Origin of the sequence: Cytobacillus sp. Hm23, assembly GCF_051842895.1 — a bacterium.
GTDB lineage: Bacteria > Bacillota > Bacilli > Bacillales > SM2101 > Nanhaiella.
Genome location: NZ_JBPXRQ010000002.1, coordinates 15,049 through 40,797, shown reverse-complemented (window position 1 = coordinate 40,797; position 25,749 = coordinate 15,049). Strand labels below are relative to the sequence as shown.

20 protein-coding genes are annotated in these 25,749 nt (G+C 36.1%); 1 reads left to right on the top strand and 19 read right to left on the bottom strand.

Annotated elements, in window-relative coordinates; all coding sequences use genetic code 11:
- Positions 1-8 precede the first annotated feature (8 nt).
- The 19 genes from argF to ACSVDA_RS01560 all read right to left on the bottom strand — a co-directional run bounded on the left by argF (position 9) and on the right by ACSVDA_RS01560 (position 23,580).
- Positions 9-968, bottom strand: coding sequence for an ornithine carbamoyltransferase (gene argF, locus ACSVDA_RS01650; RefSeq protein WP_485880319.1), 960 nt, complete (start codon positions 966-968; stop codon positions 9-11).
- Positions 968-4,108, bottom strand: a complete 3,141-nt coding sequence (gene carB, locus ACSVDA_RS01645) for a carbamoyl-phosphate synthase (glutamine-hydrolyzing) large subunit (protein ID WP_485880318.1) — start codon at positions 4,106-4,108, stop codon at positions 968-970. The genes argF and carB overlap by 1 nt, the downstream gene beginning before the upstream one ends.
- The gene (locus tag ACSVDA_RS01640) at positions 4,101-5,183 is read right to left on the bottom strand and encodes a carbamoyl phosphate synthase small subunit (RefSeq protein WP_485880317.1); all 1,083 of its coding nucleotides are present in this window, start codon (positions 5,181-5,183) and stop codon (positions 4,101-4,103) included. Before ACSVDA_RS01640 ends, carB begins: the two co-directional genes overlap by 8 nt.
- Positions 5,184-5,258: 75 nt before the next feature.
- Positions 5,259-6,422: an acetylornithine transaminase gene (gene argD, locus ACSVDA_RS01635; protein WP_485880316.1), complete on the bottom strand. Its 1,164-nt coding sequence runs from the start codon at positions 6,420-6,422 to the stop codon at positions 5,259-5,261.
- A gap of 238 nt (positions 6,423-6,660) precedes the next feature.
- Complete coding sequence (gene argB, locus ACSVDA_RS01630; RefSeq protein ID WP_485880315.1) at positions 6,661-7,428, bottom strand: acetylglutamate kinase; 768 nt, start codon at positions 7,426-7,428, stop codon at positions 6,661-6,663.
- Positions 7,429-7,439: 11 nt separating this feature from the next.
- The gene (argJ, locus tag ACSVDA_RS01625; protein ID WP_485880578.1) at positions 7,440-8,666 is read right to left on the bottom strand and encodes a bifunctional ornithine acetyltransferase/N-acetylglutamate synthase; all 1,227 of its coding nucleotides are present in this window, start codon (positions 8,664-8,666) and stop codon (positions 7,440-7,442) included.
- 61 nt (positions 8,667-8,727) lie between these two features.
- A complete protein-coding gene (gene argC / locus ACSVDA_RS01620) occupies positions 8,728-9,759 on the bottom strand; it encodes an N-acetyl-gamma-glutamyl-phosphate reductase (RefSeq protein WP_485880313.1) in 1,032 nt (343 codons plus the stop codon).
- A 501-nt stretch (positions 9,760-10,260) separates the two neighbouring features.
- Positions 10,261-10,974: a YwiC-like family protein gene (locus tag ACSVDA_RS01615; RefSeq protein ID WP_485880311.1), complete on the bottom strand. Its 714-nt coding sequence runs from the start codon at positions 10,972-10,974 to the stop codon at positions 10,261-10,263.
- Between the two features lie 536 nt (positions 10,975-11,510).
- Positions 11,511-12,488: an NAD(P)H-dependent flavin oxidoreductase gene (locus ACSVDA_RS01610; RefSeq protein ID WP_485880309.1), complete on the bottom strand. Its 978-nt coding sequence runs from the start codon at positions 12,486-12,488 to the stop codon at positions 11,511-11,513.
- 32 nt (positions 12,489-12,520) lie between these two features.
- Positions 12,521-13,300 carry an enoyl-CoA hydratase/isomerase family protein gene (locus ACSVDA_RS01605; protein ID WP_485880307.1) on the bottom strand — a complete coding sequence of 260 codons (780 nt, stop codon included), beginning with the start codon at positions 13,298-13,300 and terminating at the stop codon, positions 12,521-12,523.
- A gap of 52 nt (positions 13,301-13,352) precedes the next feature.
- On the bottom strand, positions 13,353-14,870 hold the full coding sequence (gene menE / locus ACSVDA_RS01600) for an o-succinylbenzoate--CoA ligase (protein WP_485880306.1): 1,518 nt from the start codon (positions 14,868-14,870) through the stop codon (positions 13,353-13,355).
- An 84-nt stretch (positions 14,871-14,954) separates the two neighbouring features.
- Positions 14,955-16,499 (bottom strand): AMP-binding protein, encoded by a 1,545-nt coding sequence (locus ACSVDA_RS01595; protein ID WP_485880304.1) that lies wholly within the window; start codon positions 16,497-16,499, stop codon positions 14,955-14,957.
- 239 nt (positions 16,500-16,738) lie between these two features.
- Entirely contained in the window at positions 16,739-17,890 is a 1,152-nt protein-coding gene (locus tag ACSVDA_RS01590) for an acyl-CoA dehydrogenase family protein (protein ID WP_485880303.1), read from the bottom strand.
- Between the two features lie 212 nt (positions 17,891-18,102).
- The gene (locus ACSVDA_RS01585; RefSeq protein WP_485880302.1) at positions 18,103-19,308 is read right to left on the bottom strand and encodes an acyl-CoA dehydrogenase family protein; all 1,206 of its coding nucleotides are present in this window, start codon (positions 19,306-19,308) and stop codon (positions 18,103-18,105) included.
- A 17-nt stretch (positions 19,309-19,325) separates the two neighbouring features.
- Positions 19,326-19,652 carry an AtuA-related protein gene (locus ACSVDA_RS01580; protein WP_485880301.1) on the bottom strand — a complete coding sequence of 109 codons (327 nt, stop codon included), beginning with the start codon at positions 19,650-19,652 and terminating at the stop codon, positions 19,326-19,328.
- 3 nt (positions 19,653-19,655) lie between these two features.
- Positions 19,656-21,020, bottom strand: a complete 1,365-nt coding sequence (locus ACSVDA_RS01575) for an acyclic terpene utilization AtuA family protein (protein ID WP_485880299.1) — start codon at positions 21,018-21,020, stop codon at positions 19,656-19,658.
- A gap of 13 nt (positions 21,021-21,033) precedes the next feature.
- Positions 21,034-21,246, bottom strand: a complete 213-nt coding sequence (locus tag ACSVDA_RS01570; RefSeq protein WP_485880298.1) for an acyl-CoA carboxylase biotin carboxyl carrier protein subunit — start codon at positions 21,244-21,246, stop codon at positions 21,034-21,036.
- A 3-nt stretch (positions 21,247-21,249) separates the two neighbouring features.
- Positions 21,250-22,035, bottom strand: a complete 786-nt coding sequence (locus tag ACSVDA_RS01565; protein WP_485880296.1) for an enoyl-CoA hydratase/isomerase family protein — start codon at positions 22,033-22,035, stop codon at positions 21,250-21,252.
- Positions 22,036-22,050: 15 nt separating this feature from the next.
- On the bottom strand, positions 22,051-23,580 hold the full coding sequence (locus ACSVDA_RS01560; RefSeq protein ID WP_485880294.1) for an acyl-CoA carboxylase subunit beta: 1,530 nt from the start codon (positions 23,578-23,580) through the stop codon (positions 22,051-22,053).
- Positions 23,581-23,926: 346 nt separating this feature from the next.
- Here ACSVDA_RS01560 and ACSVDA_RS01555 point away from each other — a divergent pair, with 346 nt between their 5' ends.
- Positions 23,927-25,672: a sigma 54-interacting transcriptional regulator gene (locus ACSVDA_RS01555; protein ID WP_485880292.1), complete on the top strand. Its 1,746-nt coding sequence runs from the start codon at positions 23,927-23,929 to the stop codon at positions 25,670-25,672.
- The last annotated feature ends 77 nt before the right edge of the window (positions 25,673-25,749 follow it).

Sequence of the window (25,749 nt, the reverse complement as noted above, 5' to 3'; positions counted from 1 at the left end):
TTATAGAACTAACTAAGTATCTCTTGCAATAATGCTTTTTGAACGTGTAAACGATTCGCAGCCTGTTCAAATACTACAGAGTGATTCCCATCTATAATTTCAGCAGTAACTTCTTCACCTCTATGTGCTGGTAGACAATGTAAAAATTTAAAGTTAGATTTAGCTTTCTTAACTAATTTTTCATTAACCTGGAATTGTTGAAACACTTGTAACCGCTCTGCCTGCTCCTTTTCTTGGCCCATGCTTGCCCACACATCTGTGTAAACAAAATCAGCCATGTCTATAGCACTATGTGGATCATGTGAAATGTCAATCAAAGCCCCGCTTTCTTTAGCTAATTGAGAAGCTAGTTTATAAATTTCACTCTCAGGCTCATATCCTTTAGGGCAAGCTATTACACAATCTAAACCCACTTTAGCCGATGCTATCATTAATGAGTGGGCCACATTATTCCCATCTCCAACGTAAACTAGTTTAACACCTTCAAAAGTTTTGTTCGTTTCATAGATTGTTAATAAGTCAGCTAATGCTTGACATGGGTGAAATTGATCTGTAAGACCATTAATAACAGGAATTTTGGCATGTAACGCTAATTCTTCAACTGTGCTATGAGCAAACGTTCTAATCATAATCGCATCTGCATATTGTGATAATACTTTTGCGGTATCTGCAATTGTTTCTCCTCTACCTAATTGTAAATCATTACTATTCAAAAATAGTGCGTGACCACCTAATTGCGTCATCCCTACTTCAAACGACACACGAGTTCGAGTTGAAGGCTTATCAAATATCATAGCTAACGTTTGACCTTCCAGTATCTTACTATGCTTTCCGCTATTACTTGCCTTCTTCAAATATAATGCAGTGTTTAATAAATACATGATTTCGTCGATATTCAATTCACTTAGTGTCAGCAAATCCATACCCTTTAATTGAATATTGGTCTTCACTTTTGGTAGAGCTGCCATTATATCACCACTTCCTGTGTTAATTTAGATTTTTCTTGCCACTCTTGTATCGAATGCATCGTAAATTTCTTGTGAGAAATTGCTGTAAAAAACGCTTTCACTGTCTCATATTGAGTGAATACTTGTTTACTATGAGCGATAGATTTTATGCGATTAGTCAATGCTTGTTTTCCATCATTTATACTAATCACTGCTAATGCTTCTTTTTTCTTCAGCCAAACATCAATATTTACATCTTCTACTGCTATTAAACCAGCTGCTTCAATCTCGTGATATAGCGTGTCCTTTAATTCATCTTGTTCGTCATCAAGGTCAATAAATATTTCATTACTTCCTTCGTGTGACTGAAGATAAGAATGAAATGTCTTTGCGAGTGCTTCATTTATCGTTAACGCAATGCTAATCCCTTCTCCAGTAGCTTTCATTTCTGGTCCAACAGTCGGGTCGACCCCATTCAACTTATTTATGGAAAAAACAGGGGATTTGACAGTGTAATACGGTTGATTCTCCAGTAACCCTTTGTTGCCATACAGTTGATCTAATGTATATTTCCCAAGCAATAATTTTGTCGCAATTTGTATAATAGGTGTATTTGTTACCTTACTCACAATAGGAACTGTTCTACTAGCTCTCGGATTAACTTCAAGTACAAAAACATCACCTTTGTTTATGACGAATTGAATATTCATCACACCTGTGAAAGATAGCTTTTGAGCAATTCTTTCCGTATAGGCAACAATTTTGTCTCTTTCTTCTTCTGTTAAACTATATGCTGGTAAAACAGCATAACTGTCACCTGAATGAACTCCTGCTCGTTCAATATGTTCAATGATCGTTGGAATGACTATATTTTTTCCATCCGATAACACGTCAATCTCCACTTCTTTGTCAGGGATAAAGGCATCTATTAATACCGGGTACATTCTCTGTGTTTGTTTATTCATATATTTTTTTAATTCCTGCTCTGATGAATACGTGACCATGCCCTTCCCACCAATAACGTATGAAGGTCTCAGTAGAATGGGATAACCCATTTCACGCGCTTTTTCTAATATGTCATACTCATTTAACGCTATTTTGCCAGGTACATGTGGTACATCAATTTCTGATAGAAGCTTGTAAAAAAGATCTCTGTCTTCTAACAGGTTTACACTATGATGGGAGGTTCCAACAATTTCAACACCATAACTTTCTAACTTTTGAACAAGATTAATTGCAGTTTGACCACCAAACTGAACGATTACTTTTTCGACACCTTCTGCTTCTATAACATTTAATACATCTTCAAAGATCAATGGCTCAAAATATAAACGATCTGCTGTTTCATAATCCGTGCTTACAGTTTCTGGGTTATTGTTTATCAAAATCGTTTCATACCCTTCTTGTTGTAAGGCAAAACAAGCATGAACTGAACTATAATCAAACTCGATTCCTTGACCAATCCTTATAGGACCAGAACCAATAATGAGTACCTTTTCTTTTGAAGAAGCTGCTAGTTCGTTTTCTCCAAAATAGCTAGAATAATAATAGGCTGTTTTCGTCTTAAATTCAGCTGCACAAGTATCTACTATTTTATAAGAAGGAACAATTCCTAACGCCTTTCTTTTACTTCTTACATCAAGCTCATTGACATTCCATAACAAAGCGATGTACTCATCTGAAAAGCCTTTTTCTTTCATCTGTTGCATTTCTTCTTTTGTAACGCTATTTAATGACAAATGTTTTATTTTCTGTTCAAAGTCAATTAGTTGCGAAAATATATGCAAAAAGAAATAATTAATCTTCGTATGCTCAAATATTACATCGACTGAAATTTCCCTGCGTAATAATTCAAGAATTACGAATAACCTTCTATCATCAGCTTCCTTTAGAAGTTTCAGGAGGGGTTCTGTAGCAAATTCACATAGCTCTTTTAACAACAATCCGATACTTTCAAGTTCAAGTGATTGAATTGCTTTTTGAATGGCCCTTTCAATATTCCGGTCAAGTGCCATGACTTCTCCTGTTGCCTTCATTTGTGTACCTAATGTCCGATCCGCAGCCGGAAATTTATCAAATGGCCATCTCGGGATTTTAACCACAGTGTAATCTAAACTTGGTTCGAAGCTTGCAAAAGTATAACCAGTTACTGGATTGGTTAATTCTGCTAATGAATAGCCAACTGCGAGTTTAGCGGCTATTTTTGCAATTGGATAACCTGTAGCTTTTGATGCTAATGCAGATGAACGACTAACTCTTGGATTAACTTCTATTAAATAATATTGCTTACTGTATGGATCAAGTGCAAATTGAATATTGCACCCACCGACAATACCTAAAGCTGATATGATTTTTATAGATGCTGTTCTTAGCAATTGATATTCATTGTCAGAAATTGTTTGAGAAGGTGCAACAACGATTGAATCCCCTGTGTGTATTCCGACAGGATCAATATTTTCCATATTACAGATCGTAATACATGTTCCCGTTGAATCACGCATTACCTCATATTCTATTTCTTTAAAGCCAGCTACACTTTTCTCAATTAAACATTGAGAAATCGGGCTCGCTAATAACCCATTCGTTACGAATGACTTAAACTGTTCTTCATTGTAGGCGATACCACCACCTGTTCCTCCTAATGTATATGCAGGGCGTATAATTATCGGAAAATCCACTTTTGTTGCAAAACCTAGAGCACCTTCCAACGTTGTGACAATTTCACTTTCAGGAACTGGTTCATCTAGTTTTTTCATAAGTTCACGAAATTCTTCTCGATCCTCACCCTTTTTTATCGATTCAATTGAAGTGCCTAATAAGCGAACACTATATTTTTCCAATGCACCTTCTTCATATAAGGAAAATGCAAGATTTAACCCAGTTTGACCACCTAGTGTTGCTAACAATCCATCTGGTCTTTCTTTAGCAATAATTTTTGTTACGCAGTCAACTGTTAATGGTTCAAAATAAACAACATCAGCATACAAATCATCTGTCATAATTGTTGCCGGATTGTTGTTAATTAAAATCACTCGGTACCCTTCTTCTTTTAATGCTTTACATCCTTGTGTGCCTGAATAATCGAATTCTGCTGCCTGACCAATAATAATTGGACCTGACCCAATGACTAGGATGCTTTGAATTGTTGTATCTTTAGGCATACACTTTCTCACCCCTAACCGCATAAACACTATCTATAAATTCGTCAAAGACCCATTCACTTTCAACAGGCCCTGGATTAGCCTCAGGGTGGTATTGAACTGTTAATATAGGTAACGTTTTATGTGTTACACCTTCTATCGAACGATCATTTACATTGACAAAACGTGGTTGCAATGAAGTTTCACTGAGACTATGTTCATCCACAACATAACTATGATTTTGTGATGTCATAAAAACTTTATTATTTGTTAAATCACGCACTGGTTGATTAGCACCGCGATGACCAAAAGATAACTTTAATGTATTCGCTCCAAATGTTAAGCAAACGAGCTGATGTCCTAAACAAATTGCTAAGGTCGGGTAATTAGATAATATTTTTTTTAATTCACTTATGATGTTTTCAAGTGCCTTTGGGTCTCCTGGACCATTAGATAACAATATACCATCAGGTTGAATTTCAGTAATTGTGTTATAGTTTGTATAATATGGTACGATCGTTACCATACAGCCACGTTTTATCAATTGTTCAACAATTGATTGTTTGTATCCAAAGTCTATAACTACAATGTGTGGAAATCCCGTACCTAATGTTTGAATGTTCTTAGTAGATACTTCAGCAACAGCCAACTTTTCTTCATGTAAATGCTTTATTTTGCTAAAATGCTTATGTGGTATATGAGATATTTGTCCTAACATAGTGCCACTATCCCGAATTGTTTTGACGATGGCCCTCGTATCAATATGTGTAATTAATGGAACATTCCATTTCCTTAAATACTGTTCTAGTGTTTTCTCAGCTTCAAAATGATTTAATGATTCTTTCGCTTCGTACACAATTACTCCAGCAACATGTGGTTTGTTACTTTCAAAATCTACAGCGTTAATTCCATAGTTCCCTATTAAAGGATAAGTAAAAACAATAATTTGTCCTTTATACGAAGGATCAGTGAGAACCTCTTGGTATCCTGTCATTCCTGTAAAGAACACAACTTCACCAGATATATTAGTCGAAAGAGGTGATTTTATGTCCCCTTCGTAGACATTCCCATTCGTTAAAGTTAAATATGCTTTCATGCTACACCTCTTTTTGTATTTTTATTTATTTTATTGAATTTTTATGCATTTTGGATTAAAAAAATAACCCGATAGTTATTTAGCTACCACTGTTACATCTGATACAACTTTACTAATGATATTTATTGCATAATTTATTTCATCATAGCTTACTGTAAGTGGTGGTAATAGCCGAATTACTTGTGGACCTGCTGGTAATACAAGTAGTCCTTCCTCACGGACTTTCGATATAATATCTGTAACATTGATATTACAAGCAATCCCTATCATCAATCCTTCCCCGCGAATTTCTTCTATGAAGCTTACATGCTTACAAACATCACTCAGTTTATTCGTTAAATAGGCTGCTTTTTGTTCAACTTGCTGTAAAAAAACATCATCAAATATGATTTCTAATGTTGCTTTTGCTGCAGCGATAGCTATTGGGTTTCCACCAAATGTTGAACCGTGAGAGCCTGGACCAAATGTATTGATTAGATTCTCAGTCCCAATCATTGCACCGATGGGTAAACCACTTCCTAACCCCTTGGCAACAGTAATAATATGTGGTGAAATACCAAATTTTTGATATGCAAACTTAGATGCCGTTCTACCAACCCCTGTTTGTACTTCGTCAACAATAAGGAGTGCTCCATACTTGTTACATAATTCCTCAACCCTTAGTAAAAAATCACGCTCAGCTGGTACAACTCCACCTTCACCTTGAACAATTTCTAGCATAACGGCTGCTACATGACTATCAACCACTTTTTCTATCGCTTCGATATCATTAAATGGTAGATAAAGAAACTCTTCTAATAAAGGTCCAAATCCATCATGAACCTTATCCTGCCCTGTAGCCGTCATCGTAGCAAATGTTCTGCCGTGAAATGACTGTTTAAATGTAATTATTCTTGATCTATTCGTATGTTTTCTTGCTAGTTTAATTGCTGCCTCATTTGCTTCAGCACCACTGTTACAGAAGAAGACTGCTGAACCGTTACTATTTTCAACAAGTAGACGTGAGACTTCTTTCTGTGAGTCAACATGAAACAAATTTGAGACGTGCCAAAATGTTTGTAATTGTTTTTCTAATGCTTGTTGAACTTTTGGATGACGGTGACCTAGATTACATACACCTATGCCAGATACAAAATCTAGATAACTTTTGCCCATTTCGTCAGTAATATGTGAACCTTCAGCTGAAGCAACATGAATGTCCCAACGCTGATAAGTTGGAAATAACGTTTCTTTCGTCATTGTAAGCTACCTCCCAATTAGAACCTGTATTATCCCCGACAAGCACTGGACACATTTCACATGAAGGCGTTTTTTTCCTTCGGTTGAAATGGCGAAGTGACCTCGAGGGATAGGTGCTAGAGCTAGATATAGATAACTCCTGTATAGCGAATGATACTCTGAAAAAATACTATACTTTCCATTTATGAAACACATTCCTAAATGCACTCTTTATTGATCAAGAGTTATTAAAAAACTCTTACATTTTTCTTATTTTCGTTCCGTACAACGACCCGCTAGCAGATAAGATGCTATTTTTCCCGCTGACAATCATCACTTCTTGTAGTTTGTCTGATAATGAGTGAATAGCCGCTTTGACCTTTGGAATCATACCTCCATAAATCGTCCCATCACTTATCATGCCATTAATTTGGTTTTCAGATGCTTCTTCTAAAAGAATACCATTTTGTAATATACCTGGAACGTCTGTAACAAACAATAATTGTTTTGCATTGAGTGCTTCAGCAATACTCCCTGCTGCTGAATCAGCATTAATATTGTATTTCCCCCCTTGTGAACTCATGCCTATTGGTGCAACTACGGGGATGTAGTCATCGTTAAGTAACGTTAAAAGCAAATCCACGTTTACATGATCAACTTCACCTACGTAACCTAGCTTCCCAAATTCAATAGGCTTCACTAGCAACATTTGACCATCACAACCTGATAGTCCTACAGCTTTGAGACCATATTGAGATAAATTAGTCACAAATTGTTTATTAATCTTTCCAGCTAATGTCATTTCTACAACATCTAACACTTCTTTTGTCGTTTTGCGTAAGCCATCTATAAATTCAACACGTATATTCAGTTGTGACAAAAATTGGTTAATAACTGGCCCTCCACCGTGTACAATAACCACTTTCTTTCCTCGTTTATGAAGTTCATGGAGCGCTTTAAAAAACTGTTCTGAAAGCTCTGTTATAACACTTCCTCCACATTTAATTACGATGATGTCATTACTCATCCCCATCCTCCTTACGTTCGGTAGCTTGCATTAATTTTGACGTAATCATAAGTTAAGTCACAGCCCCATGCTACTCCTTCGCCATCACCTATATTCAAATGTACCTCAATATAAATATCATCATTTGCTAAATATGCTGTTGCTCTTTCCTCGGAGAACGGCTGTGGTTGACTTGCAATTAACATCTTTATTGAACCGACCGTAATATCTACAGTATTTGGATTAACTGATGCACTACTATGTCCAATCGCCCCAATTATTCTTCCCCAGTTCGCATCATTACCGTAAATCGCTGTTTTAACAAGGTTAGAACCGACAATTTGTTTAGCAATTTTCCTTGCTTCATCGTCGTTTACTGCACCTTTCACTTTTACTTCAATAAGCTTTGTTGCTCCTTCCCCATCACGAGCAATTTGTTTAGCTAAATCTTCACATACATGCTTTAAAGCTGTATAAAAATGCTTCCATTCAGAATGTGTTGGGGTTAATGGTTCATTATTAGCTAGCCCGTTAGCCATCACAATAACCATGTCATTTGTAGATGTCTCACCATCAACAGTTATTTGATTAAATGATTGATTCGTTATTATTCGTAACGTATTTTGTAAAATTGTTGAATCAATATTGGCATCAGTAGTAATAAATGAAAGCATAGTCGCCATATTGGGATGAATCATACCTGAACCTTTAGCCACTCCACCTATTGTCACTGTCTTTCCATCAATAATGGTCTGATAACATACCTTTTTTGTAACAGTATCAGTCGTTAAAATAGCTGTTTCAAAATGCTGTGCATTGTTTTTCGTTTTGTTAGGTTTGAGTTTTTTTATTCCTGAACGGATCTTATTCATTTGTAATAGTTCACCAATTACACCTGTAGAAGCTACTGCAACAAAGTGTTCTTGCATCGAAAATTGTGTAGCACATATATGTCTCATTTCATATGCATCCTGCAAACCTTGTTCACCAGTGCATGCGTTGGCACAGGCACTGTTTACAACGATAGCTTGAAGCTTGTTTTCAACTGCAATACTTTGTTGCGTAACTTTTAATGGAGGTGCTTGAAAATGACTTTGTGTATATACTGCAGCACATGTAGCTGGTACTTCACTGAGAACGATACCAAGATCATTCTTTGTGTATCGTAACCCTGCATGAACTCCATCAGTTTGAAACCCTTTTGGAGATGTTATCGTTCCTTCTGGCAATACATTAACAGTACCTACTTTTGTTTTCATATTAATCAAACTTATTCCTCCATTATTTTTTCGTAAGAGAAAGTAAAAAAATATATATCGTCTATGGATAAACAGGAAGTAAATTTAAGCCAGTATGTTCATCCATACCTAGTATAATATTTAAATTTTGAATAGCCTGACCTGCTGCTCCCTTTACGAGATTATCAATCACTGAAACAATTGTAATTCTTCCAGTTCGTTCATCATTCACCAATGCAATATCACAATAATTTGAACCATAAACTTCCTTCGTTGAAGGGAATGTATCCTTTAATCGTACAAAATAATGCTCATCATATGCACATCTATAAATATCATACAACTCCTCTATTTTGAGCTGTTTTTTAGGCTCAACATACATTGTAGCCATAATCCCTCGAGTCATCGGAACAAGATGGGTGCTTAATGTAATTGGTTGAATGCTATCATTCCAATTTAGGAGCATTTGCTCTATTTCTGGAATATGCTGATGTTTATTTACTTTATAGATTTTTAGGTTCTCATTTGTTTCAGCAAAATGAACAGAGGTAGCTAAATTTCTTCCTGCTCCAGAAACACCTGATTTTGCATCAATAATGATCGACTCTTCCTTAATTAAGTTCAACTGAACTAAAGGTGCTAACCCGAGTAATACTGCAGTAGGGTAACAACCAGGATTTGCAATGATTTTAGCTTCACTAATTTTATTGCTGTTCCACTCGGATAATCCATACACAGCTTCCTCGACAATTTGAGATGGAGCTGGTGTCTTGTTATACCATCTTTCATAAGATTCATTATCTTGTAGCCGCAAATCACCTGATAAATCAATGATATGTGTATCATATTCACTTAATTGTGGTGTCAATTCACTAGATACACCGGCAGGTGTGGCCATAAATACCACATCTACCTCACTACCAATTTTGTCAATATCAATACTTTCTAATTGAAAGTTCAAACTTCCAGATAAATGTCCATACATCTGCCCTAATGGTAATCCATCATTAGAAGATGAATGAACAGAATGAACATTAACGACTGGATGTTGCTGCAATAAACGTAATAGTTCTACTCCTCCATAACCTGTTGCACCGATTACAGCAGCTCTCATCTCCGATCCCCCTCTATTTCTTAGGCAGCATTGATTCACTCAATCCATAGCTACCCCTCTGTCTTTGTCATGCTTTTTAAACATCACGTAAAATTAGTTTTCATTATAATACTGAATAAATATAAAATCAATTGTATTTTTATAAATATATGATAAAAATCTTAAACTATTATATAAATACTATTAATTACGCTGTAAAAATAGAACAGACATTAAATCAACCTATGTTGTAGCTTAGTTGAATATTGACCTTAAAAATAAATGAACCAAAAAGAGCTAACCTTTAATTGGTTAGCTCTTGTTATTAGGCTCTTTTCGTAAACTTTGTTGCTAATGTTATCAAATTAGCAACATAAAAATGTTTTATATTGTTAGTCATTATTGAACACTAGAAAAGATGCCACGAATTTTAGTTGTGTACGTGTTTATTACTTAGTACGAAAAGCAACAATCAATACGAAAACACCCTTTTATTAATACGATATACACTTCAAAGCTATTTTAGACTAGCACAACAACGACTAAGAAAAAATAAACAGCATTTATAATTTCCCAGATACCTACCTTCAAGACAGAAACATTTTTTCCATAAAAGTAAAAAGCACGGACTACACTCGGTATATACGCAATAATAAACCAAGGGTAGCCACTTACAAATAATATGACTATGATACCTAGATGGTAGCCCCAAGATATCCAACGGTATGTACTATTTTTCTTCTCTCTTATCATTGTTTTCACATAAAATGTACTTCCTATAAAGAAGAACATTGAAAGTAACAAAATCCCAATAGCAACAAAATCTATCGAACCAGTTCCCCCATAATAACTAGCAACTCCACCGATACTAAATGATGTAATTGCACTCATGTCATTTAGTAAAGCACGCTCTTGGTTTTTCTTTGCAAAATAAACATTCACCACGAAAAAAGGCAGCATGACAATGCCGAAATAAAAAAGTTTATAATTTATAATCAATGTTATAACTAAACAAATAAGAGCTGGAAACATATAAATAAATGTCCATTTGAGATAAAATTCGCGTCGCTTCCCTTTCAAAAACATGAGCAAAGGATATGTACCTAAATAAAGTAATAGCCAGCCACCGAATAAGGGGAAATGTATCATAGAAGGCTGCCCAGCAAATATTCCTACCAAAAATGGGATGAGTAACATAGCCCATGCACCATGTTGTTTCGGAATCAAAGGTTTCATACTCGTTCACCTCACCTAAACTTTCTTAGTTGTTATTATAATGAAACAACATAAAACATTAAGTGAGATAAATCACAAAGTTTCAGCTACCAAATGGCCTTTCATGACTTTTTAAGAACAATTAAGAGAGAAACTATATTGAAATGTGTCTATTTTGTCCATTTTTAGTTACTATAACAAACTGTTCTAAAAAACCCCTTGAAAAAATCTGTAGAAACTAATTTATACACAATTTTCAAAACTCATGTTTACTTATCTTTACATGAACTGTATTAATAATCACCTGAATATTTACGTTCATGGTAATAATGATATTTCTCATGGTAGTAGGCTCACGCTAATTCGCCGAGTTATGCCGTTTTGCTTTTCTGAATCCACACTATAAGGCTAGAAGCTGAAGACTTCTAGCCTTAAGATGTCCTAGAATAGACTACTTAGTTAAAATTAATTAAAACACGTCAAGCGAACTGATTCTTTATAGAAAAAACCTCGTCAACTTATTTATCTTGCGATTTTATATTACTTTGCATCTTTCTTCAAACATACGATTTAGATTTAGACAGACTTTCTTTAGCTAACTGATATTCATGTTGCATTTCCTCAATAATTTCAGCAACTGTTTGAGCTCTATTTATCTGGCCAACGCCTTGTCCTGCAGAAAATATATCCTTCCATACTTTCGCATTTGTTTGGTTCATAAATGAAAAGTCAACAGTTTGTTTCTTATCAAGTACATTTATATCAATACCTGCATTTAGAATACTTTCCTTTAGGTAATTGGCGTATACACCACTAATAGCATCAGTATAAATAAGATCATCTACAGAAGCATTTATTAACATATCTCTATAATCTTCACTTGCAAAGCTCTCTTTTGCACTAATAAATCTCGTTCCGATGTAAGCCATGTCCATACCTAAAGCTTCAACTGCAAGAATATCACGTCCCGTCGTGATGCAACCTGCCAAGACTGTAATACCATCCCAAAATTTTCTTACTTCTCCTGCAAAAGCAAAGCTATTAATTGTTCCAGCATGCCCTCCTGCACCTGAACATACTAGAATTAAACCGTCAACTCCCATTTTTGTAGCTTTGCGAGCATGAGGAATGTTACTTACATCAGCAAAGACAAGACCGCCGTAATGATGAACAATTTCAACAACAGCTGACGGATTTCCAAGTGATGTAATAACGATTGGGGGCTGATATTTAGTTATTAACCGTAAGTCTTCCTCATATCGTGGATTTGTTTGATGAACGATAAAATTGACAGCCCATGGTGCAACTTTCAGTTGAGGGTCTTCTTTTTTTGCAATAGCTAGCTCTGATGAAATTTCAGCCATCCAACCTTCTAATATATCTACTGTTCTAGCATTCAATGTTGGAAATGAACCTATGACACCTAACTTACAACTTTCAATAACTAACTTTGGACTTGATATGAGAAACATTGGTGCTGAAATGACTGGTAAAGTTAAATTAGTAGTCATATGTTTAGGCAATTTTTCGTTCATTATCTTCTCCCCCTTTTTAATTCATATGCAAATTATCTACCTGAAAATTGTGGTTGTCTTTTCTCAAAAAATGATGTTACTCCTTCCCTATGATCTTTCGTTGTAAAGGCAATACCTTGCGCCATAGCTTCTTCAGCTAAAATGTGATCGAAGCTTGATTCAAAGCTATGGTTTAAAATCGACTTAGTTAATGCAATTGCATTTGGAGCACCTTCTGTTATTGTTTTCGCAAATTCAACTGCTCGTTCCATTAAATGTTCAGCGGATACTAATTCAAGCACAATACCATATTCAAACGCTTCTTTTGCAGTAATTTTTCGTCCTGAATACATAAGCTCCTTTGCCCTTTGTAACCCTACAGTGCGTGGTAAAAGAAACATTCCTCCCATATCAGGAACTAGACCAATTTTTGCAAAGATTTGAGAAAATACAGCTTTCTCTGAAGCTAAAACAAAATCACAACAAAGAGCTAAGTTAAACCCTCCTCCAACTGCTAATCCATTGACAGCAGCAATAACTGGCTTTTCTAAAGCATAAATTCTTTTAAGTAAATCATGTCCCTCTATCAAATATTTACGACCGTTCACTGCATTCAAATCTGGAAAATCAGTTACATTCCCACCTGAACTAAATGCACGACCAGTACCTGTCAAAATGATGCTTTGCACATGCTCATCCTTCTCCGCTTTTCGAATAGCTTCTTCAAGTTCCTCAATTAAATCAAAAGACAGTGCATTCAGCTTATCAGGATTATTCAACGTAATTACAGCTGTACGATCTAGCAATTCATATAATACTAAATTATTCATCATTCTATATTCCTCCTTTTGTTTCTCTTATAAGATCAAGACCGTTCACGTACTATCACAACATGTTTCTTAGTTGAGTTTTTAATACTTTACCAGTTGCATTTCGAGGTAGATTAGAAAGTAATTCTATATGTTTAGGAATCTTATAATTTGCAAGCTTTCCATTACAAAATTTTGTGAAGTGCTGGAGCGTCAAATTATTGTCAGTATCATGTAAAACAATATATGCCTTAGGGACCTCACCCCATGTCTCATCTACTGCCCCAACTACGGCAACTTCTTTGATATCAGGGTGCTTATATAAAACTTGTTCCACTTCAGCAGGATAAATATTTTCTCCGCCACTTATAATCATATCTTTCTTTCTATCTACAATATAAATAAACCCCTCATCATCCATTCTGGCTAAATCCCCTGTATAGAACCAACTATCTTTAATAGCCTTCTTCGTTTCAAGTGGTTTATTCCAATATCCTGCAAACACATTAGGGCCTTTGACTAGTAATTCACCGACTTCACCATGTTCTACACTGCTTCCTAAATCATTTACAATTTTTACTTCAGTGTGTATAGGGTTCTTACCAACTGAGCCCATCTTTCGATAAGCATTTTTAGCATCTAGTAAACTTACAAATGGAGCTGTTTCAGTTAATCCAAAACCTTCATATAACGGTACTTGTTTTTGCTGAAAAAATTCAATCACTGTGAGAGGACATGGTGCGCCACCAGAAATGCAAAATCGAAAAGATGATAGATCATAGTCATTAATGAGGTTAGAATGTAATAGAGCCATCCACATTGCAGGAACAAGAAAGAGACTAGTTACTTTATAAGTTTGTATCGCATGTAGTACCTTATCTGGTTGAAAATGGTCTTGAAGAACGACAGTTCCTCCTTTATATAGTACAGGGGTTGTGAGAATATTCATCCCACCAATATGGAATAAAGGTGCCACAGTTAAAGTAATGTCATTTTCTTTGAAAGCTAAAAATTGAATTGCATTAATTGCATTCCATTGTGTATTCCCGTGAGTTAACATTGCTCCTTTTGGTTTCCCAGTCGTACCAGACGTATACATCATCATATGAACATCATTTTCGCTCAGTTCAAATTGAGGCTCGTTCCCCAATGACTGATCTATTAAATTTTCGTAAGATAAATCCACTAAATCTGGAGAGTGACCGACATGGATGAAATAATTTAATTCTTTTATTCTTTCACGCAAGGCATTCACTGCTTGAGCCATTCTTTCATCATAGATTAAATGGCCTGTTCCAGAGTCGCGAACAATATATTCAATTTCATCAATGCTAAGACGAAAATTTATCGGTACAAAAATAGCGCCAATTTTAGCACAAGCAAACATCGTTTCCATACATTCATTTGAGTTAAAAAGGAGAGCATTAACTCTATCTCCAAATCGAACTCCTAACTTAAGTAAACTATTAGCCAGTTTATTAACCCTAATATTTAATTCCTTATACGTGATTGTTTTATCTTTGTATATGAGAGCAGCTTGTTCCGGTATCTGTTCACTATGATATGTTAGCCATGCTCCTATTCCTTTGTTCATTTTGTTAACCCACCTTTCACTAATTTACTTGTTACTTAGTCTTGTTTCGAAAAAATGTTTTTCTCAGAGTGAATGGTTTTTTTATTAAGACTTAGCGTGAGCATAGTGTTCTTGATATTGTTTCCGAATATAATGCTTCTGTATTTTTCCGGTGGATGTCATAGGTAATTCACTTACGATAACGACATCCTTAGGAACCTGGAATCCTCCTAAATGTTGCTTGCAATATGCAATAATTTCTTCAGGCGTTATACCCATTCCCTCTTTTGGAATTACAAACGCAGTCACTGCCTCACTCCAGTGCTCGTGTGGCAACCCTACAACTACTACATTTTGAACTTTAGCGTGATTAATAATTGTTTGTTCTACCTTTATAGATGCCACATTTTCTCCACCAGTTTTAATCATGTCTTTTTTTCGATCTACAAAAATCATTTGTCCATCATCATCCCAATAACCTAAGTCCCCTGTATGATGCCAATCAAACATACGCGTTTGCTCGGTAGCTTGTTTATTATTTAAATATCCATTCATGACGTTCGGACCACGGTGGACGATTTCACCGACTTGATTTTTACTGAGGATGTTACCTTCACCATCCATAATCACTGTATCGTTAACTAAACTACTCGTACCCCAATAAGATCCGAATCGGCGTAACTGTTCTTCTGGTTTAAAAAACATCGTACCTGGATACATTTCTGTTTGACCAGTACCTAATAAAAAATTTGCATTCAATTCGCTTATGCCTTTTTCTAAAGTAAACTTATCCATCGGAGCCATCCCATACATACACGTTTCGAGAGATGTAAAATCATAGTGTTCTCTCTTTGGATGATGAATAATGGCTCGATACATAATAGGTAAGGCAAACATAACCGTAACCTTTTCCTCTTGGACCGTTCCCATAAAGGCTTCTGGTTCAAAAGTTTTATATATGATATTCTTTGCCCCTATATTTATAAACGATGTAAGAAATGCATGTTGTGCACAATGAAACATCGGTAACATAATTGTTACAACATCCTCTTGCTTCAATTTGTTTTCAATAATATTTGCTAAGCTTGATATATAGACACTTGTATGACTTATCATGACACCTTTCGGGTTACCTGTCGTTCCACTCGTAAACATAATTTGAGCTACATCACGATCATGAATATCAACTACCGGTTCCTCTATAGATTCTTCACTGAAAGCAGCAAGAAATGCTAATTCTTCTTCTGAGGAGTTATTAAAATATAACAAACGTTTTTCCTTTAAGTTCTCATAATCTTGCGTTAACAACGGTGCATCACCAAGTATGATCGATGCCTTCACCTCATCGAGAATATATAGCTTTTCTTGAATTGATATATGCGGGTTAATTGGTACCCATGTTAATCCTGCTTTTGCTATACCAAAGATGGCGATTACATGTTCGTAGGAATTCCCAGCAATGGTAGCTACACAATCACCTTTGTTAAATTTATTACTTAACAAATAGTTAGCGTATTGATTAACCGCATTGTCTAGTTGTTTATATGTTAACTTAACGTCACCATCAACAAGAGCTATTTTTTCAGGCACTCTGTTAGCAGTTCTTCTTAACATATCCCCAATGGCAATTCTGTTGATCTCGTTAATCATCATATGAACACCTCTTTTTTTGATATTTACGCCTTACTTATCCTTGACCAGCTGGCTATTATTGAACAGACACTTACAGTTAAGATAAAGTATTGAAGCGCTTTCATTAAAGGAGAGCAAATGTAATCTCGTTGACCCAAAAGATGAAACCAATTCAGCACAACAATTGTTATATTTAATGTGAAATTTAAACATCTCAATAGAGTAAAAATCTATTAAAGCTTTCATTTCTTAAATTACTAATCTACTATTTTAAGCTGCTTTGATAGAATTTCATTCATAATTTGTGTCGTACCACCTCCAATCGATTGGACTCTAGCATCTCGCCAATAACGTTGTACATCATACTCCATCATATACCCTGCCCCACCAAAGATTTGCAAAGCTTCATCACAGACCCTATTTACCATTTCTCCTGCATAAACTTTCGCAAATGTCGCTTCAGTCGTTATGTCTTTACCTTCATTGAATAAATATAACGCCCGATAAGTCATATGTTTTGCTTTTTCAATGTCTACAGCCATATCAACCATTTTGTGTTGAATTACTTGAAATGCTGAAATTGGCTGATTAAATTGTATTCTTTCTGAGCTATATTTCATGCTTGCTTCCAGTGCCATTTCCGCCTGAGCTACACATGCTAACGATAAGATGATTCTTTCCCATTGAAAATTTTTCATAATATAATAAAAGCCATCGTTCTCGTTTCCAATTAGATTTTCTTCAGGTATTGCTACGTTTTCAAAAAACAACTCCCCAGTATCAGAGCTTCGCCAACCTAGTTTTTGCAAAGGCTTTCCAACTTCGAAACCATCCCATCCTGTTTCAACGATAAACAAGCTGATATTTTTATGAAGTGGTTCATTTCTCGTTTTCGCAGCAACTACGACGTAATCAGCATTTACACCATTTGTAATGAACGTTTTTGACCCATTTAACTCATAATAACCATCTTTTTTTGTAGCAGTCGTACGCAGAGAGGAGACATCACTTCCAGCGTTTGGCTCAGTTATCCCAAGAGCTCCCACCATATCCCCTGCAATAGTAGGTTGAACATATTTTGTCTTTTGATAATCGTTACCAAAATTTAAGATAGGTGTCATGGCAATTCCAATGGAGCCTCCAATCGCAGCACCTACACCACCTGAACCACATTTTGTTAACTCCTCAAGAAAAACGGCTTCAGTAATATAATCTAAACCTAACCCTCCATACTTCTTTGGCACTTTTATACCTAAATAACCTAGATCTCCGATTCGCTTAAAAAGGCTTCGTGGGATTCCACCTTCCTTTTCCCACTCATTAACATAAGGCATAACTTCTTTTTCAACAAACTTTCGAACAGTTCGACGAAATAATTTGTGTTCTTCAGTGAAGATCCAGTGAGTCATAAACAATTCACCCCCAAAAAAATTGAATTTCACAAAATAGCACACATCTCACCAACACATGCACTGTAGTTATTTCTTTTCGCTTCGGATGAAGGACTTGAGTTAAATTTATCTAGACAAGTAAGCAAAAGGCGTAATAATAGCTGAAGCAGGTAGAGAGGTTCGGTTTAGCTAAACAGTCAGAAAAGCTTTCGATACAGCAAAACTCTCTCTTATAGCTCCATTTGCTTTGCGATAATTTCTTTCATAACCTCATCTGTTCCTCCGCCAATACGATACACTCTAGAATCACGCCAAATTCTTTGAATTTCATTTTCTAGCATAAATCCGCTTCCTCCGAAAATTTGTAATGCTCGATCTGCTACCCAATGGCACATCTTTGCTGATGTTAACTTTGCCATGGATATTTCTTTACTAGGCACTTCACCATTTGAAAATCTGTACGCAGTAGCATAGGTTAATTCTCTACAAAGCTCTATTTCAGTTTTCATTTCTACTAACAAATGTGAAATAACTTGATTGTTGTTAATAGTTTGATTGAATTGCTTTCTCGTTTTGGCATATTCAAGAGCTAACTTATACGCATGATCAGCCATACCGATTGCCCCAGCAGCAGCTATTAATCGCTCTCCTTGTAGTTCCCACATAATTTGTGCAAAACCTCGCCCTTCTTGCCCTAACAAGTTTTCATGTGGTACTCGTACATCCTCAAATACAAATTCAGCAGTATCAGATGAGCGCATGCCAACCTTGTCTAGCTTTTTACTGACAGTACAGCCAGGACGATTTGTTTCAACTAAAAACAGACTAATACCTTTATACCCTGGACAATCAGAAGTTCGTGTAACGAGTGTAATAAAATCAGCACTCGGACCATTTGTAATAAATGTTTTTGCACCATTAATAACCCATTCGTTCCCATCTCGTTTAGCTCTTGTTTCAATGGAAGCTACATCAGATCCGTGATTTGGTTCTGTAATCCCAATTGAAGCTATTTTTTCACCCCGTAATGCTGGCTTCAAATACTTTTGTTGTTGTTCCTCTGTACCAAATTCTAATATTGGTGGAGTTGCCATATCAGTTTGAACAGCAACAGCCATTGGAAAACCACCAGCACCACATTTCGCAAGTTCTTCAGCTAACACAATACTAGAGAAATAGTCCCAGCCTTGACCTCCCACTTCTTCAGGGTAACGAAGTCCTAAAAATCCGAGGTCACCCATTCTTGCCATCATTTTTCTAGGAAAGCCGCCAGCTTCTTCCCACTCATCTACGTAAGGAATTACTTCCTTTTGAACGAATTTTTTTATCGCCTTTCTTAACTGTTCGTGTTCATCTGAAAAATACGGTTCATACTTAATCGTTACCACTCCTTTCTTAATGAAAGATGTAAACGTTAGTTTTTGGGATGCTGCCACTCATATACGTCGATACTTTATAAATTTTGAGATATATCAATTTCTAACCGTAGTAAATTGGAACCAAAGCATTTTCCGAGGTTATCTAATCTTAATGAGTTTGATCCGCCCCCATCTAAAGCATTAGTACATACAAAGTTAAGTGAGTGTATGGTTGGTAGTTCATATCTTGTTACATTTCCATGTATTATTCCTTCAAAATGCTGCTTCACCTTTGAACTCGTTACTTGATCAACGAGTATGTCATACCATTGTTCCTCTTTAGCAATAAGTCCTATATTTACGGTGTTGCCTTTATCACCTGAACGAGCTTGAGCTATATCTGCAAGCAGTATCTTCGACATCCTTTACACCTCCTGAACCGTAACAGAAATCTTAGCCTCTACAAGATGTCGAGGTATAAGTGTTGCCCACATACCAAATAGCTTTCTAGGTGGGATGTTTCCTATATACGCTCCCATACTAGGTGGGCCATTTAAAGCAAGTGGTGGAAATAGCCTTGAAAAAGAAATGGCGTCTCTTTTAGATTTTGTACGTATAGCCATTCTAAGAAAAATCTCATTGGAATCGGTACTCACTTCCTTTGCCAAAGGACCATGTAATGCGTTGTAACCGATGAAATCCGTTTTGATCTCATCAAATTGAAGTTTGCTCTTCTCAGCTTGAAGTCGAATGATTTCATCTGCTTTTTTCGCTTTTTCCAGCGCATTAGGCCAAGCAAAGCCAGTTATTACTTGCCCCATATAGCCATTGTCAAATCCCATAACGACTTTTAATTCGGCTGGTTTAGCTCTACCTTTCACACCTGTGACTAAAACCTCATTTTCAGCAACTTGTTCAAGCTTCACATTCATTAAATCAACAACAACATCAGGCGTAATATAAGCTGATGGGTCATGGATTTCATACAGCATTTGTTCTTTCAAAGTATTTGGTGTAATTAGACCACCGCGCTCTTTTACCTTACTGACGATAAACTCTCCATTTTCTTGACATTCAGCAATTGGATAACCTATTTCGTCCATTTGAGCAACTTCACGCCATTCACCGCTATAATTTCCCCCAGTTGATTGCGCTGAGCACTCCAGTAAATGGCCCATAAACACACCACTTGCAAGCTTATCCCACTCCTGATCTCCCCAATTATATTCATATATTAAGGGTGCTAAAAACTGCGCGGTATCTGTCGTACGTCCAGTGATTACAATATCTGCTCCCTCTTTCAATGCTTCTACGATGGGCTGTGCGCCGAGATAAGCATTTGCAAACAATACTTTGTCTTTTACTGTACGAAAGGACTCATTTGTCTCAAAATGATCAAGTGAAACCCCCTGTTCTCTCAAATCCTCTAAATCGTCATAAATATGATCTCCAGTGACGACAGCAACCTTTATGTTTTCAAATCCATTTTGCCTTGCAATTTGAATGACTTCTTGTTGAGCTCTTAGAGGATTCAAACCTCCCGCGTTTGTAAGAATCTTCATTCCTTGTTCCTTCACATATGGTAACAGTGCTTTCATTGATATAGTTATATCCCTTGCATACCCTAGATGAGGATCTTTTTGTTGGTCCTTTAATAATATTGCCATCGTTAATTCTGCTAGGCAGTCAAAGCATAAATAATCGACATTACCGTGCTTTGCTGTTGCAATTGCTGGTTCAATTGTATCCCCATAAAAACCTTGAGCAGCTCCTATTCGAACTGACTTCACATAACCACCTCCCCTAGACTTCCATTTCTATGACAATATCACTTTCTTGCACAAAATCTGTTTCACTAGCTATTACTTTTTTTACTGTCCCTTCAGCAGTTGCTTCGATTGGAATTTCCATCTTCATAGATTCCATTATGATAAGAACATCACCAATTTGGACATGGTCGCCATCCTCCGCTAAAACCTTCCAAACATTGCCACTTATAGGAGCTTTATAATTCACTTTTTATACCCCTTTCCAATCGGGCACTCGTTTCTCTAAAAATGCTGAAGCACCCTCTTTTAGGTCCTCGCTTTTAAAAGATACAAGCCTTAAGTTTGATAAATAATCAAATGATTTCATAAAATCCATCTGTTCAGTCGTAAAATATGAATCTAGTGCTAGCTTTACAGCAAGTGGACTATGAGCAGCTATTATTTTTGCAGTATTCCAGACTTCTTCATCTAATCTCTCTGGTTCCACAACTTGATGAACTAAATTATATTTACATGCATCTTCAGCTGTTAACACTTCTGCCTTAAGCATCATTTCCATTACTTTACGGTTTCCTACTGCTCTTCTTACCCACGGTAAAATGACAAATGGAACAATACCTAGCTTCAGCTCTGTTAAGCCTAATTTTGCACTAGTGGATGCAATAGCTACATGGCACATTGCAACTAGACCTGTTCCACCACCAAGTGCCGCACCGTTTACAGCAGCAATCATCGGTGTTTGTACTGTTGCTCCTAGTTTAAATAACTCTGTACTACTTTTTCCTTCAAAATATAATGTAGGAACATCCTTTTCAGAAGTCCGCTTAAACTCATTCAAATTTCCACCTGCTGAGAAGGATTTTCCACGCCCTGTTAAAATCATGGCATGAACTTGTTCATCTGAGTCAGCTAGCTTTATCGCTTGGATAAGTTCTGTGACTAACTTCTCCGTTAATGGATTTCTCACTTCAGGTAGATTAAGAGCAATCGTTGCGATTTGCTCTTTCACTTCGTATAAAATTGTTTGGAATTCCACTATTACACCTCTTTTCTATACTGGATGAATCGCGTTTCTCTTTTCGGTCACATGTACTTTTTTCGTTTTATAAAGTGCAAACCTACGAATAACTGCCGATCTTAACTCTTCAAAGCCGATTAAGTCATCTATAATTAACTCTGAAGCTAGCTTATGGATATTAATATTCTCTGCATATTCCTCTCGCTTAGCTTGAACAAAAGCCTGGCGTTCTTCTTCAGGAAGCTCGAGTATTTTATTTAAATAAACTGCATTTACAGCTGCCTGCGGTCCCATTACAGCTATTGACCCACTCGGCAGCGCTAACACTGCATCTGTGCCAAACGCTGGCCCAGCCATCGCATATAATCCTGCACCGTAACATTTTCTTACAACGACACAAATTTTTGAAACTGTTGCTTCTGATAGTGCAGAAATCATTTTTGCACCATGCCTAATGATCCCGCTTCTTTCCACTTTTGATCCAATCATATAGCCTGGAACATCTGATAAAAACAACAGAGGAATACTGTAGGCATTACAAATTTTTATAAAGCGCGCTGCTTTGTCTGGCGAATCTACAAATAAGGTGCCACCTTTTACCTTTGGTTGGTTTGCAACTAACCCCGTTACTTTTCCACTAATCCTACAAAATCCAGTTATGAGCTCTGGTGCAAATAACTTCTTATATTCAAACCAGCTACCTTCATCTATTACTTGATTAATTAGTTCATACATATCAAAAGGGACGTTTTCATTTTGAGGAATAATTTCTTCTATTTTTCTTCCTTTTACTGGTTCTTTACTTACGCCCTCCTCCGGCGTTTCTTTCCAATTTTGTGGCATAAATGTTAAGTACTGCTTACATGTTTCGATCGCTTCATCTTCAGATTGAACGAGAACATCACCAAGTCCACTCACTGAGCAATGCATTTTCGCTCCACCCATTTCATCCATCGTCGTTTTCTCACCGATCGCCATTTCAACCATCCTTGGAGATCCCAAATACGCTGAAGCATTTTGATCTACCATAATAACCAAATCAGAAAAAGCAGGTACATAGGCAGCACCAGCTGGTGACGGTCCAAATAAAATACATATTTGCGGTACGGATCCAGACATTTGGATTTGGTTATAAAAAACCTTTCCACCTTGTCTTTTCCCAGGAAAAACGTCCAATTGCTCAGTTATTCTAGCTCCTGCTGAATCAATAAGGTATAACATTGGCACTTGTAGTTCCATCGCCTTTTCTTGAATTCGTATATTCTTCTCGACTGATTTTGGTCCCCATGACCCTGCTTTTACTGTTGAATCGGCAGCCAAAAAACATACCGTTCTCCCGTTAATCTCACCTATACCAGTAATACATGCGTCAGCAGGTAATTCAGGTTCCTCCGCATTGGCAAATAAGCCGTCCTCAACGATTGACCCCTCGTCAAATAACTTCGCTAACCTACTTCGAACGAACATCTTGCCTTTACTTGCGTTATACTGATGATATTTTTCTTTCCCACCTTTTAAAATTCTTTCTTTTTCTCTTAAATATAGCTCATAATCTTCTCTCATTAATTAACCTCCTTATAAGCAAGAAAAATTAGTAGATGAATATAAAAGATATCCTACAAATAGCTTTATGCAAATGTTGTGCCAAATAGGAAACTAATTGAATTTGACAAATAAATGTTGTGATTTGACTCGTAAACATTGTAATTTGTCCCCTATAACTAAGTTTTTAACCTGCAAACATAGTGAATTGGCTCATATAACAGAATTTAAACACAAATATTTCTAAGAAAAATACGATTATATATTGCTGTTAACATGGCTACATATGTCCGTAGAATCATACGACTGTACGAACATCAGACAAATGTATTGAATTTTTAGACTTTTTTTAATACAATTACAACAAATGGAAAAGGAGGTTTTCCTTATAGAAATCCGACAAATCACTTCGTATCAATTTATCCAAATTAAACCTACGAGCTCCGTTCGAGATGTTCTTCAAGCATTTTTACATTTTCGTCAAGATATCGCTTGTGTATTAAGTAATAAAAAATTCATAGGAATTGTCACCAAATACTCTCTCTATCGCTGTTTGCTCAACTCAGGAGATTTAGCAAAAGAAATCACTCCATACATAAAAAAAAACGTAGTAACACTTAATGAAAATGATAATGTATATTATGCAAAAGACTTGCTAGTGCAAGAAAATGTTGGTCATGCAATCGTTCTTAACGATCAACAAAGAGTGGTAGGCGTACTAACAAAGTCTGAACTCATTCGAGGGCTAATTTCAGAAAGTCAAAGCTTAACAGATCGTCTAAATTTATTAATAAATAACCTAGAAGAGTCGGTTATTTCTGTTAACTTACACCTCACAATTACATCTGTTAACACACCTGCAACTAGTATCCTTAACTATGATAAAACTCAACTTATCAATCATTCAATAGAAGAGATCTCTCCAACAGTTACACATTATTTAAAGACTGCAATTAAATCAAAGAGCACGATAAAGCATAAGCAATTATTAATTGGTACAACATCAGTGATTGCTTCATTTATACCTTTAGTACAATGGGAAACAATTACTGGGGGCATGGTGGTTTTGAAGGATATTACAGATTATGAACAAGTCGCTAAAAATCTAGTATCTACAAAACAAAACACAAATTATTTTGAACACATCATTTCTAGAAGTGAGAAAATGGAAGATTTAAAACAACAAGCACTAATAGCCGCACAATCATTTTCTACAATTTTAATTACTGGAAAGAGTGGCACTGGTAAAGAATTATTAGCAGATGGTATACATTTGTCATCAGGTAGAAAAGGGAATTTCATCAAAATTAACTGTGCAGCTATTCCTGAAGAGCTGTTAGAAGCAGAGATTTTCGGCTATACTTCTGGTGCCTTTACTGGTGCGAAAAGAGGAGGGAAACCTGGTAAATTTGAATTAGCCCATGAAGGTACCCTTTTTTTAGATGAAATTGGTGATATGCCGTTATCTCTCCAAGCAAAGCTATTACGTGTTTTACAAGAAAGAGAGTTTGAAAGAGTTGGTGGCACAAAAACGATCAAGGTTGACGTGAGAATTATAGCAGCTACAAATAAGAATTTAATTGAGTTAATTACTAAAGGAAATTTTAGAGAAGATTTATACTATCGAATCAATGTCATTCAACTCCAAATCCCTCCTTTAAAAGAACGTATGGAGGACATCCCATTACTATGTAATCACTTCATTGAAAAGTTTAATGGCAAAACAAAGCGAGCTATCATTGGTATTTCAAACGGTGGCATTGAAAAGCTTCAACAATACGATTGGCCTGGAAATGTACGACAACTTGAGAACATTATTGAACGTGCTTATCACTTTACTAATACAAAATGGATCGAGCCACTACATATTCAATTTGAAGAGCTTACACATGAACCTCAACAAACACAACCTACTTTTCATACCTTTAACAATGGATATTTGACTAATCAAAAAAATCTACTGAAAGAGTCTGAAAAATCACTGATCATTCAAGCGCTTATCCAAACAAACGGCAATCGAACTAAAGCCGCCCATTTGTTAGGCATTAGTCGCTCCACGCTTTACGAAAAAATAAAGAACTACGCTATAAAAGAGCAAACCCATTACATATAAGAAATATCTGCGGTCTCAACCCAAAAAAAGATAACTCTACACTAGGTGGAGTTATCTTTTGAACATAGATTGTTTTC